This window comes from Myxococcus sp. XM-1-1-1 (assembly GCF_020037095.1).
Lineage (GTDB): Bacteria > Myxococcota > Myxococcia > Myxococcales > Myxococcaceae > Myxococcus > Myxococcus fulvus.
The window spans coordinates 22,733-35,868 of sequence record NZ_JAIQDH010000022.1 but is presented as its reverse complement, the minus strand read 5'-3'; the positions used below and the strand labels follow the sequence as shown (position 1 = coordinate 35,868).

Below are 13,136 nucleotides of genomic sequence, written 5' to 3'. Positions count from 1 at the left end.
TCCGCCGCTCAGTCCACCGGCCGCAGGATGCGCAGGGGGCGCACCGGGCCGTTGAACCAGCGGCTCAGCTCCACCAGGTCATCCACCCGGCGCGCGTCCGGGAGGCTGTCCAGGAACACCTGCCCGTACGCCTTGGTGCGGATGCGCCGGTCCAGCATCGTGACGATGCCCTTGTCGGACTGTGTGCGAATCAGCCGGCCGAAGCCCTGGCGCAAGGCCAGCGCCGCCTGGGGCAGCTGGTACTGCTCGAAGGGCTCCTCACCCCGGGACTGCAGCTGCTTGATGCGCGCGGCCACCAGCGGGTCTCCCGGCGAGGCGAACGGGAGCCGGTCGATGATGACCAGGCTCAGCGCGTCCCCGGGCACGTCCACGCCCTCCCAGAAGCTGTGCGCCGCGAAGAGCACGCTGGGCGTGTCGCGGAACGCCTCCAGGAGCTGCGCCTTGGGACGCTCACCCTGCAGCAGGGCTTGATACGGCAGCCGCCCCGCCGTCAGCTCGTACGCGCGCACCATGTTGCGCAGCGACGTGAAGAGCACGAAGGCGCGCCCGCCCGTCACCTCGCACAGCCGGATGATTTCCTCCGCCGCCGCCTCGATGAAGCCCGGCGCGGTGGGGTCCGGCAGGTGTGTGGGCAGGTACAGCGCGGCCTGGCGCGGATAGTCGAAGGGGCTGGGCACCGCCAGCGTCCGCACGCGCGTCACCGTCTGGCCGTCCTCGCCGTACAGCCCCATGCGCCGGGCGAAGAAGTCGAAGCGGCTCTCCGCCGCCAGCGTCGCGGACGTGTACACCACGGTGTCGAGCGCGCCGTACATCCGCTCGCGCAGCTCCTTCGCCACGTCGATGGGACTGGCGCGCAGGAACAGGCCCTTGCCGCGCTGCTCCGCCCAGTACACGTGGTCCGTCGACTCCGCCTTCTCCAGGAAGGTGAGCTGCTCCTCCAGTTCGTCCGCGCGGCGCGTGATGGCCGCCAGCTCCGGCTCGCGCTCGCCCGCGGTGAAGGCGGACAGCGCACCCAGCCCCTCGCGCACGCCGCCGAGCGCGCTGGTGAGCTTCGCCATGCCCTCCGCCTGGAGCGTCACCGACGCCTCGTGGCCGGACAGCCCCAGCGCGCGGGGCGCCTGCGCGAAGAAGGCGTCCGCGCCGGTGCGCAGCCGGGCCGCCAGCGCGCGCAGCATGGCGTGCCGCGAGTCCTCCTCCTTCAACGCCGCCACCGCGTCGCGCGCCAGCTCCTCCAACCGGTAGTTGGAGACGCCCACGCCGAAGTGCCCGCTCGCCGCGTCCTCGAGCGCGTGCGCCTCGTCGAAGATGACCGCCTCGTAGAAGGGCAGCACGCCCTCGGTGCGCCTGCCGGAGCTGCGCAGGGACAGGTCCGCGAAGAACAGGTGGTGGTTGACCACCAGCAGGTCCGCGCCCTCCGCGCGCTTCCGCATGCGCGTGACGAAGCACGTCTCGTACAGCGGGCAGCGCGTGCCCACGCACGTCTCGGACGTGGTGGACAGCCGGGGCCAGGCGCTGAAGGACTCGGGCAAATCCAACTCGCCGCGGTCGCCCGTCTGCGTGTCCTCCGCCCAGGCCTTCAGCTTGGGCCAGTAGCGCGACTCCTCGCGCGTGGCGAACTGCGGGTCCTTGGAGAACGCCTCGTAGCGGTGCAGGCAGAGGTAGTTGTTGCGCCCCTTGAGGTAGGCCGCCTCGAAGGTGAGGCCCATCTTCTCGCGCAACAGCGGCAGGTCCTTGAAGAAGATCTGGTCCTGCAAGGTCTTCGTCGCCGTGGACACGACGACGCGCCGGCCCGACAAGAGCGCGGGCACCAGGTAGGCGAGCGTCTTGCCCGTGCCCGTGCCGGCCTCCGCCAACAGGTAGCTGCGCTCGGCGAAGGCCCGCTCCACGGCGCGCGCCATCTGGAGCTGCTCCGGGCGGTGCTCGTACGCCGGCAGCGCCACCTGGAGCGCGCCCCCCGGACCGAGCAGGCCATCGACGGACAGAGTGGGAGAGACGGGGAGCGTCATCGGGAGTGGCCAGCCTCGCGCAAGCGGCCCGACACGATAGCAGCCACCCGCGTCCGGAGCCCGTTTCCGACCACCCGCGAGCGCCACGGCCCGCACGGCCGGCCGCCTGGCGACGGGGCGTTTCGCGCCGGAGGATTCGTCAGGGCACGTCGCCGGACAGGAGCACGCCGACGCGCTGGATGATGAAGGCGGACATCAGCAGCACCACCAGGAAGAGCACCGCGATGGCCACCCCGCGCATCCGCCGCGACAGCAGCGACGCCCCCGCGCCCTCCACCTCCGTGGGCACCACCACCGTGGCGCGGCGGACGATCTCCTCCCGCGCCCGCTGCGCCACCGCGTCGTCCGGCGCCCGCGCCAGCCGCACGCGGTACAGCCGGCCCGCCGTCGCCAGCTCCCCGCGCCCCATGGCCAGGGTCAGCAGCCGGTCATGCGCCTCCCACTGTCCCCACTCCCCCGCCAGCCGGCGCCACTCCTCGCGCAGCGCCTCCGAGGGCTGGTGCTCCGACTCCACGAAGTTGGCGTACACCAACCCGCACTGCGAGCAGGACGTGTCCACCTCGCGCCGCGTCGACACACACTTGGGGCAGTGACCGGGCGGCGGCACGAAGAGCGCTTCGTCGTCCAGCGGCGGCGCCGCGGCCACCGCGCCCCGCACCACCCGCAGGGCCGGAGCACCGGCGCGCGCGGCGGACTCCAACACGGGCTCCTCCGCGGGCCTCGCGCTGGCAAGCGGCTCGCCGCCCACCGACGGCGTCACCGCCAGCGGCTGCGCGGCCCGGGCGCGACTCTCCGCGCCGCACCGCTGACACGACACCACCAGCCCTCCGGACTCCAGCCGGTAGGACTCCAGGGGGATGAGCCGCTCGCACGCCTCGCACTGGAACTTCATGACACCACCTGACGCAGGGGCACGGGCATCGCGCAGCCGATGAGGGCCAGCAGGCACAGCGCGCAGATGAGCTTGCGCGTGGGGCTGAGCGGCTCCTGCGGGTACACGACCTCCGGATGCCCGAAGCCCACCACCTTGCTCGTCACCAGGAGCCACAGCCCCCAGGACGCGGTGACGAAGAGCGTGAGGAACAGCAGCACGGCGGCCATCAGCCGCCCCACCCAGTGCGCGTGACGCCCCAGCACCGCGAACGCCAGGTGCCCCCCATCCAGTTGCCCCATGGGCATCAGGTTGAGCAACGTGACGAGCAGACCGAACCAGCCCGCGATGACCACCGGATGCACCAGCACGTCCTTCCCCTCCGGCAGGGGGCCCAATGCCAGCCACGTCAGCCCCTGCATCAACAGGCTGTCACCAAACAGGGTCTGCACGCCATGGAAGGCTTGCTCCGGCGCGGGCGGCGCGTGGGTCACCTTCGCCATCACCCAGGTGAAGAGCTCCTTGCCGTAGACCCACAGCGAGGACTCGCCGGGGAACTGCGAGGCGACCTGCGGCGCGTCCACCACCGCCGAGTGCGACAGCCCCCAGTAGAGGATGGGCAGCGCGACGACCAGCCCCGCCAGCGGCCCCGCCGCGCCGATGTCCACCAACGCGTTGCGGTGGGGGATTCGGTCGCGGATGCGGATGACCGCGCCCAGCGTGCCCACGCCCAACACCGGCAGCGGGATGAAGTACGGCAGCGACGTGTCCACCCGGTGCAGGCGCGCCAGCACGTAGTGACCCATCTCGTGAGAACCGAGAATCGCGAGCAGAGAAAGGCTGAACGACAGCGCGCGCGTGGCGGCCTCGGTGGAGACCTCGTCGGGCGAGTACGGGCGCTGGAAGTGGAAGTAGAGCAGGTAGGACGTGAAGGTCGTCGCCACCGTCAACAGCAGCAGCAAGAGGTGCAGCCAGTACCTGGGCGCGGGACGTGCGACGGGGACGGAGTCCATTCAGGGAGCCTCGGGTTCTGGGCTAGCAAGGCGAGGTGCGCATTACAACGCGGGCGCGCATCCACCATGGCCATACAGTGTGTCCGGACGGACCTTGACATGGGGTCGACATCTGGTACGACCGCGCCCGCTTGAAGGTCACTTTCAAACGGACGTGCGCCCTCGTGGGTGCTCGTCCACCGGACAAGCGACACTCACTAGAGGGGAAAACCATGAAGAAGCTCATCCTGTCGGCCGTTGCCGCGTCCAGCCTCATCGGCTGCACCAGCGTCGAGAGCGCCGTTGTCTCCGGGACCGAAATCGCCGCCAACGGTGAGGCCGTGGCCGTCATCCAGACGAACGCGCTGGGCCTGACCGCCATCTTCCACATCATCGACATCGTCCAGAGCGACCTGGACACCGTCGTCAACAAGCTCCTCATCGCCGAGGCGAAGGCCATGGGCGCCTCCAAGGTCGACCTGAAGTCGGCCAGCACCACGCCCCGCCACGGCATCTACGCCCTGTTCGGCACCATCATCGGCGTGACCTCCTCCACGGCCACCGGCGTGGCGGTGAAGTAGTCAGGCAGCCGGCCCTTCAGGGTTCGGCGACCTCGGGAGGCCCCCTGGCGACAGGCGGGCCTCCTTGCTTTTCAGCCCTCCTCCTGCCCCACTCGCGCCCCATGTCCCCTCGCCTCTTCGTGTGCTGTGTCGTGCTCGTCCTCGCGGGCTGCTCTCGGAAGTCGGACGACGTCGCGGCGCTGGCCTCGCAGGTGAAGACGCGGCTGGTCGAGCGTGACCAGAAGCTGTCCGGCTACGGCATCATCGGGATTGTGAAGGACGAGGGCCAGGACGCGGTGCCCTTCACCTTCGAGCACCGCGCGCCGGACCGCATGCGCGGCACGCTGGGCGAGCCCCCCGCGCGCATCTTCTCGTGGGACGGCACGCACCTGTTCGAGCAGCTCGACGGGGAGAAGCGCTTCACCACGTTCAAGTCGGAGCTGCCTCCGGCGAAGCTCGCGGGCTTCCTCACGCAGACCTTCAGCGCCTTCATCCCCGAGGGCTTCCGCGCGCCGCTGGTGTCGCACGGGGCCACGCTGCGCCGGGTGAAGCACGCGCGCGCCGAGGAGGCCGTGGAGCTCTCGTTGTCGCTCGGCGGCGAGGCCCAGGGAGTGGAGCTGGTGTACGTGCTGCGCTGGCCGCAGCTCGACTTCCTGACCAAGCGCTCGCGCTCGCCGGACGGGACGGAGGCGGAGGTGCGGATGGAGGAGGAGCACTGCGACCCCCAGCTGGGCCTGTGCGTGCCGAAGCGGCTGAGCCGCTGGTTGGGAGGCCGCAAGGTGGGCGCGACGACGCTCATCCAGCTGGAGCTGACGAAGCCGCCGCCCAACGACGCCTTCACCCTCGTGGCGCCCGAGGGCTACGATGTGAAGACGCGGACACTCGTGGAGGCCACGGAGGAGAACCCTCCCTCGGGCGGTTGACCCTCGACAGGTGCGTCCCCACTTTCGCCCGGGAGGCGAGTGATGGTGGAGAACGTCATCTTCGACGTGGATGGAACGCTGGTGGACTCGGTGGACGAGCACGCCGAGGCGTGGCGACGCTCGTTCCTGCATTTCGGACGGGATGTCCCCTTCGCGCACGTGCGCAGCCAGATTGGCAAGGGCGCCGACCAGCTCATCCCCGTGTTCTTCAACGACGAGGAGCTGGAGCGCTTCGGCAAGGAGATCGAGGAGTACCGCTCCAAGCTGTTCCTGGACGAGTTCCTGCCCAAGGTGCGGCCCTTCCCGCGCGTGCGGGAGCTGTTCCAGCGGCTGCGTCAGCAGGGGCGGCGGCTGGCGCTGGCGTCCAGCGCGAAGGACGAGGAGCTCAAGCACTACGTGCGGCTGTGCGGCATCGAGGGCCTGTACGAGGCCAAGGCCAGCAAGGACGAGGTGGACAAGAGCAAGCCCCACCCGGACATCTTCGAGAGCGCGCTGGCGCGGCTGGGTCGCCCGGACGTGAGCACCGCGGTGGTCGTGGGGGACACGCCCTACGACGCGCTCGCCGCCGGCAAGCTGGGCCTGCCCACGGTGGGTGTGCTGGCCGGGGGCTTCCTGGCCGAGGACCTGCGCGCGGCGGGCTGCCGCACGCTGGTGAAGGACGCGGGGGAGCTGCTGCGGCTGGCCGAGGAGTCCTCGGTGGAGTGGCCGTGGAACGGGCCGGGCGCGTCGCCCGCCGCCAAGGATGAAGAGCCGCGCTGAGCGCGTGCGCCGATGCGCCGCCGGACTCCGGACGGCGCATCGGGTCCTGCTCTCCCGCTGGCGCGCGTCAGGCACCTCGTCGAGCCTGGCTCGAAACGCATGACAGGCCAGGCGCACCGCCTCACTCGAGATGGAGGCGCCTGACCTGGGGACTGCTACTTGCGCGAGCGCCCACGGCGCGAGGTCCGCCGGGCGGTGGTGCCGCGACGGCTGGTGGTCTTGCGCGCCGTGCCGCCGCGAGAGCGGCTGCTCGTGGATGAGCGACGGGCCGTGGCGCGCCTGGCGGCCGTGCGGCGCGCGGTGGACTTGCTGCCGGAGCGCGTGGCGCGCGTGGGCTTGCGCGCGGTGGACTTCCGGCTGGACGTGGCGCGCTTGGTGGCCGTGCGGCGGCCTCCCTTGCTTCCGGCCTTGCGCGCGTTGGCGCGGGCCTTGGGACGACGGCGCGCCGCCTTCGCCTTGCTGCCGGAGCCGCCCTTCATGCCGCCACCGGTGAGCTTGTTCACCGTGGCCCAGGCCCGAGCCTCCGCGGTCTTCTCCGAAGTGCCCTTGTCCTCGTAGCCCTTCTCGATGTGCTCGGCCATCCGCTTCTGTTTCGCCGTGTACTTCGCCTTGCTTCCTCGTGCCATGCGTCGCCCTCCGGGCTGTGTGCTCCACCGGCACAGGGCCGGCCTTGCCTGGAAGGTGCGCAGCCGCCCATGCACAGGGAAGGGGCGCGGCAACTTCTTCCCACCCAAGGGGTTCGAGCCGTGCGAGGCCGGACACCGCGGCCCCTCACCCGGAGCGCATCCGATGAACCGACGCACCCGCATCCTCGCCGCCACGCTGCGCCTCGCCCTCGCGTGGGGACTGACCGCCTGCGGCCCCGAGTCGGACGAAGCCGCCGCGCCCCATGTCCGCGAGGCCGCGTCCTACCTCGCGCTCGCCGAGGAAGAGGGCGGGCTCGGCGAGGACGCGGTGGTGGACGCGGACACGCCACGGCTGGAGGCCATGGTGGAGGAGGAGTTGGAGGACGGGCGGACCGAGCCCACGGACACCGGTGACGTGTGCGACTTCGAGGCGCACCGCGCTCGAGTCGTGGCCCGCCATGACGAGAACGCGGATGGTGTGCTGGGACGGCGAGAGCTTCGCGCGCTGCGCGTGGACCTGGGCGAGCGACGCGACAGCCTCGACTCCCGACGGGTGCACGAGGGCCGGCGTGTCCGACCGCAGGCCTTCTGGCGTGTGCGCTGGGTCTTCGACCAGGACGCGGACGGCGCGCTGTCGCCCGAGGAGCGCGCCGCGCTGGGGGATGCCATGGAGGCACGTTGCCAGCGCCTGCGTGCGCAGCGACGGGAGCAGTACGACACGAACGGCGATGGCGTCCTGGATGAGACCGAGCGACGGGTCGTGCGTGAGGCGCGGCGCGCCCGCTGGGAGCTCCTGCGACGGGAGCGGCTCGAGACGTACGATGTGAATCGCGATGGTGTGCTCGATGCATCGGAGCGCGCGACGCTGCGCAAGGCGCGCGTGGAGGCGGCCTGGAAGCGGCGCGCGGAGGTGCTCACCACGTACGACACCGACGCGGACGGCGTGCTGAGCACCGCGGAGGCCTTACCGCTGAGAGAAGCCCTTCAGCAGCGCATCACCGAAGGCCACGACGCGGAGCGCTGAGCCGCTGCGTCCGCGCGCCGCCGAACCGGCACGAAGCTGCGGGGCCCACCCGCTGCGGCGGACAGGGTCGCTCGAACTCCTCCACCGACACGAAGCCGCTGCATCCGCCCGCTGCGGCCGCCAAGCCCGTGCGACGCGAAGCCACTGCGTCCACCCGAGGCTCCTCCCTACGGGAGATCCCCATGAGCCCGGCCCCACGCATGGAGCCATGACGTCCTCCGTCATGTCGGGCGGGCCCGCAGGCCCACACCGAGCCCTTCACCCTCCGGATGGAGGGCCTGGCCCCAGGAGGAGGCTCCCGGCCCCGCGCTCGCCGCGAGCCTCGTCCTCCGGGGCCCGCTGGCCTCGCGGACGGGGCGTGCACATCTTGCCGACCACGCGACAAGGAGAAGGTCCCTGGAACCCGCGCTCATCGAGCCTCCCCGCCGGCTGCCTCTCGACGAGGGCCCCGCGGCTTTGGTCGTGAACACGCAGTCCCGCTCGGGCCGGGAAGCCTATGCGCTCGCCAGGAGCGCCCTCGCCTCCCGGGGTGTCGTGCTGGCGGAGAGCCATGCGTTGTCCAGAAGCGGACGACTGCGCCGCGTGCTGGAACAGCTGCTCGAGCGGGGCACGCGCCGCATCCTCGTCGGAGGTGGAGACGGGACGCTGAGCGGCGCGGTGGGCCACCTGCTGGGTCGCGACGTGACGCTCGGCGTGCTGCCGCTGGGCACGGGCAACGACTTCGCGCGCTCGCTGGGAATCCCCGCCGACGTGGAGGCCGCGTGCGACGTCATCGCCCGGGGCTACGCGGCGCGCGTGGACGTGGGCCTCGCCAACGGTCGCCCCTTCCTCAACGCGGCGAGCCTGGGCCTAGCCACCGCCATCGCCAAGCGCCTGACGAAGCGACTCAAGCAGCGCGCCGGCGTGCTCGCCTATCCCGTGGCCGCCGCCGCCGAGGTGATGGACCTCAAGCCCTTCCGCATCCGGCTCAAGGCGGACGAACAGGAGGTGGAGATGGACGTGCTCCAGCTCGTGGTGGGCAATGGCCGCTACCACGGCGCGGGCATCATGGTGGCGCCGGACGCGCGACTGGACGACCGACGGCTGCACGTCTACGCCATCGAGGCCCCGTCGGCGAGCTCGGGCCGCGACGGCACGGGCCTGGGCCAGCTCCAGGACCTGGCCACCCTGGCGCGCGTGGCCCTGTCGCTCCGCAGCGGAGAGCATGTGGACCACCCCGCCGTCACCTCGCTGCGCGCCGCGCGCCTCTACGTCGAGGCCACGCCCGCCCAGGAGATCAACGCGGACGGGGAGCTCATCGGGATGACGCCCATGCGCTTCGAGGTGGCCCCCGCGGCGCTGCGCGTCTACGCCCCCGCGCCCTCCTGAATTCCGAATTGTTTCAGGGTGGCTTACGCTGGCCTCTCCGCGAGGACGAGCCATGCGACAGCGTTTCCACCGTCCCTTCATCATCGCCGCCTTCCTGGCCCTCTGCGCCGTGCTCCTGCTCTGGCTCCGAGTCCCGCATCAGGGCGAGGCGGCCCCCGCGAAGGAGCCCACCCCGCCTCGCCCCCTCAACGGCGAGACGACGCGGCCCGCCCCTGGAAGCTCCGCGCCCGCCACGCCGCGTGACACGCCGGTGACGCCCGACGAGGGCGCCTTCCTCGTGCGCGTCACCGGGCCCCAGGGGCCCCTGGCGGGCGCGAAGGTGCGCGCCTTCCGCCGGCCTCCCGATGAACGCCGCGAGCCCACGTGGCGACTCACCAGCGAGGGGACCACGGGCCCGGACGGCACCGTCCAGCTCCCCGCGCGCCCCGGTGACTATCTCGTCACGGCGCAAGCCCCGGGCCACGCCCCCGCGCGCCGCGAGGCCACCCGCCCGGAGGACCTGCCCCAGACGGTGGTCGAGCTGACGCTGACCGAGGGCGTGACGTTGCGAGGCCGCACGGTGGAGGAGGGCGGCGGTGAGCCGGTGCCCCTGGCCGAGGTGACGCTCCATCCCTACCCGGGCACGGCCTTCTCCTGGGCCCAGCCCGTGGAGCTCGCGGAGGAGGCGGCCACGGCGACGAGCGACGGCCGTGGCCAGTTCGAGCTGTCCGGCCTCGCGCCCGGCCGCTACCGGCTCACCGCGCAGGCGCCCGGCTTCAGCCGCCGCGAGCTGCTCTTCCTCCACGTCCCGCAGCAGGGGGAGCTGGTGGTGGGGCTGTGGGGCGCGGGCACGCTGGAGGGCTATGTCGTGGACGCGAAGGGGCAGCCCGCCCCTGGCGCGCGGGTGCGGGCCACGGGAGGCCTGACGCCCCTGGAGACGACTTCGAGCGAGGGCGGCGGGTTCGCGCTGGAAGTGGGCATGGGCAACTGGGTGCTGACCGCGCAGCGTGGCGACGCGGTCGGTCGCGCGCCCGGGACGTTGTTCGTGGGCCCCGGCCAGACGCTGCGCGGCCTCACCCTCACGCTGGGCGCCGAGGGTGGCCTGACGGGCGAGGTGCGCTCCACCGACGTCGCCTTCCCGGTGCGCTCCGCGGAGCTGGTGGTGCACCCCGCGGACAGCCAGGGGGAGCTCGCGCGCACGACGCTCGGCGGTGGCGGCATCTACCGGCTGGGACTGCCTCCAGGCAGCTACGACGTGGTGGTCCAGTCGCCGGGCTTCTCGCGAGGCATGAAGGCGAACGTGGAGGTCGGCACCGGCGTCTTCACGCAGCTGGACTTCGAGCTGGAGCCCGCGAGCGCCAGCCTGCAGGGCATCGTCCAGGACGCGCGCGGCACGCCCGTGGAGGGCGCGGAGGTGCGCCTGGACGCGGGCCGCCGCTCGGGTGTGGCGGCGCGCACCACGCACACCGACGCGAGGGGCGCGTTCGCGTTCCGGGAGCTGGTCCCCGGACAGGTGCACGTGCGCGCGCGGCGCGAGGGCGTCCAGGGATGGACGGAGAAGGTGGAGACGCTGCTGCCGAAGCGGTCTGTCTGGACGACGCTGGTGCTGGCGGACACCGGCATGGTGCAGGGCCGCGTGACGCAGGCGTCCGGCAAGCCTCCGTCCGAGCCCGCGCTGGTGCGCGCCGTGGCCCGCACGTCGACGGGCGGCGGCGCGGCGAACATCAGCTACGCGGAGACGGACGCGCAGGGCGTGTACTCGATGGAGCTGCCCGCGGGCGTGTACCAGCTCACCGCGGTGCTGCCGCGCGCGCGCTTCATCTACTTCCAGGACGATGACCCCAGCGTCACGGTCCATGCGGGGAGCGCGGTGCAGCAGGACCTGGTGCTGCTCGAGGAGCGCGGCATCTCCGGCACGGTGCGCGAGCCCTCCGGCGCCCCCAGTCCCTTCGCCATCGTCGCGGCGGTGCAGGGCGGTGACATGCCCTTCATCCTGCGCGTGCAGGCAAACGAGGAGGGCACGTTCGAGGTCCCCACGCGTCCCCAGGGCGCGCCGCCGCTCGCGGAGCTGGCGGCGTACAACGCGGGACGCACGGTGAGGGTGCCCTCGGTGAGCGAGGGTCAGGGTCTGGTGGAGCTGCGGCTGAAGCCGGCGGCGCGCCTGCGCGGGAAACTGGTCGCGAAAGGGGGTACCCCCCCGGATGGCTTCACGTTGACGCTGACGGAGGCGAGCGGCGAGGAGCTGCCCTGGGAGGCGGAGGCGCCGTCGACGCGGCACTTCACGGGTGACACGTTCGAGCTGCTCGACGCGCCGGGACAGGCGCTGAAGGTGCACGTGCGCGCGAGAGACGGGCGCACGGGCTCCGCGCAGGTGGCGCTGACGCCGGGCGGCGCGAGCGAGGTGGAGGTGGAGCTCGAGGGGACGGGCGCCGCGGGAATCGCGGGGCGCGCGGTGTGGGCGCGCAATGGGGGACCGGCCGCGGGCGTGGCGGTGTTCCTGGACCAGCCCGTGTCCGCGAAGCCCGACACGCACACCGGCCCGGACGGACGCTTCCAGCTCCCGGACGTGCGCCCCGGGCCGCACACGGTGCGCCTGATGCCGTTCGAGGGCCGCGTGGAGACGCGCGCGGTGAAGGTGAAGCCGGGCGAGACGACGGACGTGGGCGACGTGACGGTGTCTCCGCGCCGCGCGCAGCCGGGCACGGTGGGGGCGGGCTTCAGCGAGGCGCGCGGCTCGGTGGAGGTCGCGTGGCTGACGCCGGACGGGCCCGCCGCGCGCGCGGGCGTGGTGGTGGGAGACCGGCTGGTCTCCGTGGATGGCCTCGTGGTGAGGGACCGCGCGGAGGCGGAGGCCAGGACACGGGGCACGCCGGGCTCACCCGTGCGGCTCCAGGTGCGACGCGAAGGTCAGGAGCGCGAGCTGTTCGCCACCCGCGCGGAGTAGGCCGCGCGGCACGCGCCCGTCCCTGCGTCGGACTACACCTTCTCCAGCACGCGCGAGAGCACCTGCGCGGTGAAGTTCACCAGCGGAATCACGCGCCGGTAGTCCATGCGCGTCGGGCCGATGACGCCCACCGTGCCCAGCACCTGCTCCTGGTTCCCATAGGGGCTGGCGATGACCGTCACGTCACCCGCGGCCGAGAAGTCGCTCTCCGCGCCGATGAAGATCTGCATCTCGTTCGCGCGCTGCACCCGGTCCAGCAGCGACAGCAACCGGTGCTTCTCATCGAGCGCCTTGAACAGCGCTCGCATCCGCTCCACGTCCGCGAACTCCGGCTGCTCCAGGAAGGAGCCGGTGCCCTGGATGAGCACGCGCTCCGTCGTCGGCAGGTCCGTGGCGGCCGCGCCCAGCTTGAGTGCCTTCGCCGTCAGCGCGTTGTAGAGCGCCTGCTCCTGGTCCATCTCCGCGCGGATGCGCTCGCGCGCCTCCTCGAGCGGCACCTCGTGCAGCAGCTCCGACAGGAAGTTGCTCGCCCGCATCAGCTCGTCCGAGGTGATGGGGAAGTCCACCGTGATGGCCTTGTTGACCACCTGCCCGCTCTGCCCGACGAGGATGGCCAGCACCCGGTCCTCGCGCAGCCGGACGAACTCGATGCGCCGGAACACCGCCGAGTCGGGCCGAGGCGTCACCACCACGCCCGCATGCCGCGTCAGCGAGTGGAGGATGCGGCTCGCCTCGCCCAGCATCTCCTCCAGGTTCGCCTCATGGAACAGGCCCGCGTGGATGAGCTCCCGGTCCCTGGGCGTCGGGTCCTTCAGCTTGACGAGCGTGTCCACGTAGAAGCGGTAGCCCGCATCCGTGGGGACCCGGCCGGCCGACGTGTGCGGCTTCTCCAGGAAACCCAGCTCCTCCAGGTCGGCCAGCACGTTGCGCATGGTCGCCGAGGAGACCTCGAACCCAGGGCGCCGGGTGAGCTGCTGGCTGCCCACCGGCCCGCCCGTGGAGATGTACTCCTGCACCACGGCTCGCAGGACTTCCTTCTCGCGTTCACCCAGCTCTTCGGACATCCAGGCGCTCTCACTTGGGA

Annotated in this window: 11 protein-coding genes; 6 read left to right on the top strand and 5 right to left on the bottom strand. The window is 72.2% G+C overall.

Features of this window, described 5'->3' with window-relative positions; translation table 11 throughout:
* Window positions 1–8 precede the first annotated feature (8 nt).
* The 3 genes from K8640_RS32800 to K8640_RS32790 form a co-directional block, all read right to left on the bottom strand.
* Window positions 9–2,006, bottom strand: coding sequence for an ATP-dependent DNA helicase (locus K8640_RS32800; RefSeq protein ID WP_223750669.1), 1,998 nt, complete (start codon window positions 2,004–2,006; stop codon window positions 9–11).
* 139 nt (window positions 2,007–2,145) lie between these two features.
* Window positions 2,146–2,898, bottom strand: coding sequence for a hypothetical protein (locus K8640_RS32795; protein ID WP_223750668.1), 753 nt, complete (start codon window positions 2,896–2,898; stop codon window positions 2,146–2,148).
* A complete protein-coding gene (locus K8640_RS32790; RefSeq protein ID WP_223750667.1) occupies window positions 2,895–3,890 on the bottom strand; it encodes a site-2 protease family protein in 996 nt (331 codons plus the stop codon). The genes K8640_RS32795 and K8640_RS32790 overlap by 4 nt, the downstream gene beginning before the upstream one ends.
* A gap of 212 nt (window positions 3,891–4,102) precedes the next feature.
* Here K8640_RS32790 and K8640_RS32785 point away from each other — a divergent pair, with 212 nt between their 5' ends.
* The 3 genes from K8640_RS32785 (at window position 4,103) to K8640_RS32775 (ending at window position 6,111) form a co-directional block, all read left to right on the top strand.
* Window positions 4,103–4,450, top strand: a complete 348-nt coding sequence (locus K8640_RS32785) for a hypothetical protein (protein ID WP_223750666.1) — start codon at window positions 4,103–4,105, stop codon at window positions 4,448–4,450.
* Between the two features lie 101 nt (window positions 4,451–4,551).
* Entirely contained in the window at window positions 4,552–5,352 is an 801-nt protein-coding gene (locus K8640_RS32780) for a hypothetical protein (RefSeq protein ID WP_223750665.1), read from the top strand.
* 42 nt (window positions 5,353–5,394) lie between these two features.
* The gene (locus tag K8640_RS32775) at window positions 5,395–6,111 is read left to right on the top strand and encodes an HAD family hydrolase (RefSeq protein WP_141326661.1); all 717 of its coding nucleotides are present in this window, start codon (window positions 5,395–5,397) and stop codon (window positions 6,109–6,111) included.
* A 155-nt stretch (window positions 6,112–6,266) separates the two neighbouring features.
* Here the strand turns inward: K8640_RS32775 and K8640_RS32770 are convergent, their stop codons facing one another.
* Window positions 6,267–6,737 carry a transcriptional regulator gene (locus K8640_RS32770; RefSeq protein ID WP_223750664.1) on the bottom strand — a complete coding sequence of 157 codons (471 nt, stop codon included), beginning with the start codon at window positions 6,735–6,737 and terminating at the stop codon, window positions 6,267–6,269.
* A 163-nt stretch (window positions 6,738–6,900) separates the two neighbouring features.
* Here K8640_RS32770 and K8640_RS32765 point away from each other — a divergent pair, with 163 nt between their 5' ends.
* The 3 genes from K8640_RS32765 to K8640_RS32755 all read left to right on the top strand — a co-directional run bounded on the left by K8640_RS32765 (window position 6,901) and on the right by K8640_RS32755 (window position 12,052).
* The gene (locus K8640_RS32765) at window positions 6,901–7,761 is read left to right on the top strand and encodes a calcium-binding protein (RefSeq protein ID WP_223750663.1); all 861 of its coding nucleotides are present in this window, start codon (window positions 6,901–6,903) and stop codon (window positions 7,759–7,761) included.
* A gap of 462 nt (window positions 7,762–8,223) precedes the next feature.
* On the top strand, window positions 8,224–9,129 hold the full coding sequence (locus K8640_RS32760) for a lipid kinase (protein WP_324289149.1): 906 nt from the start codon (window positions 8,224–8,226) through the stop codon (window positions 9,127–9,129).
* A gap of 52 nt (window positions 9,130–9,181) precedes the next feature.
* Window positions 9,182–12,052: a carboxypeptidase regulatory-like domain-containing protein gene (locus K8640_RS32755; protein ID WP_223750662.1), complete on the top strand. Its 2,871-nt coding sequence runs from the start codon at window positions 9,182–9,184 to the stop codon at window positions 12,050–12,052.
* Window positions 12,053–12,084: 32 nt separating this feature from the next.
* Here K8640_RS32755 and hrcA read toward each other — a convergent pair whose 3' ends face one another.
* Window positions 12,085–13,116 (bottom strand): heat-inducible transcriptional repressor HrcA, encoded by a 1,032-nt coding sequence (hrcA, locus tag K8640_RS32750; protein WP_046716540.1) that lies wholly within the window; start codon window positions 13,114–13,116, stop codon window positions 12,085–12,087.
* Between the last annotated feature and the right edge of the window lie 20 nt (window positions 13,117–13,136).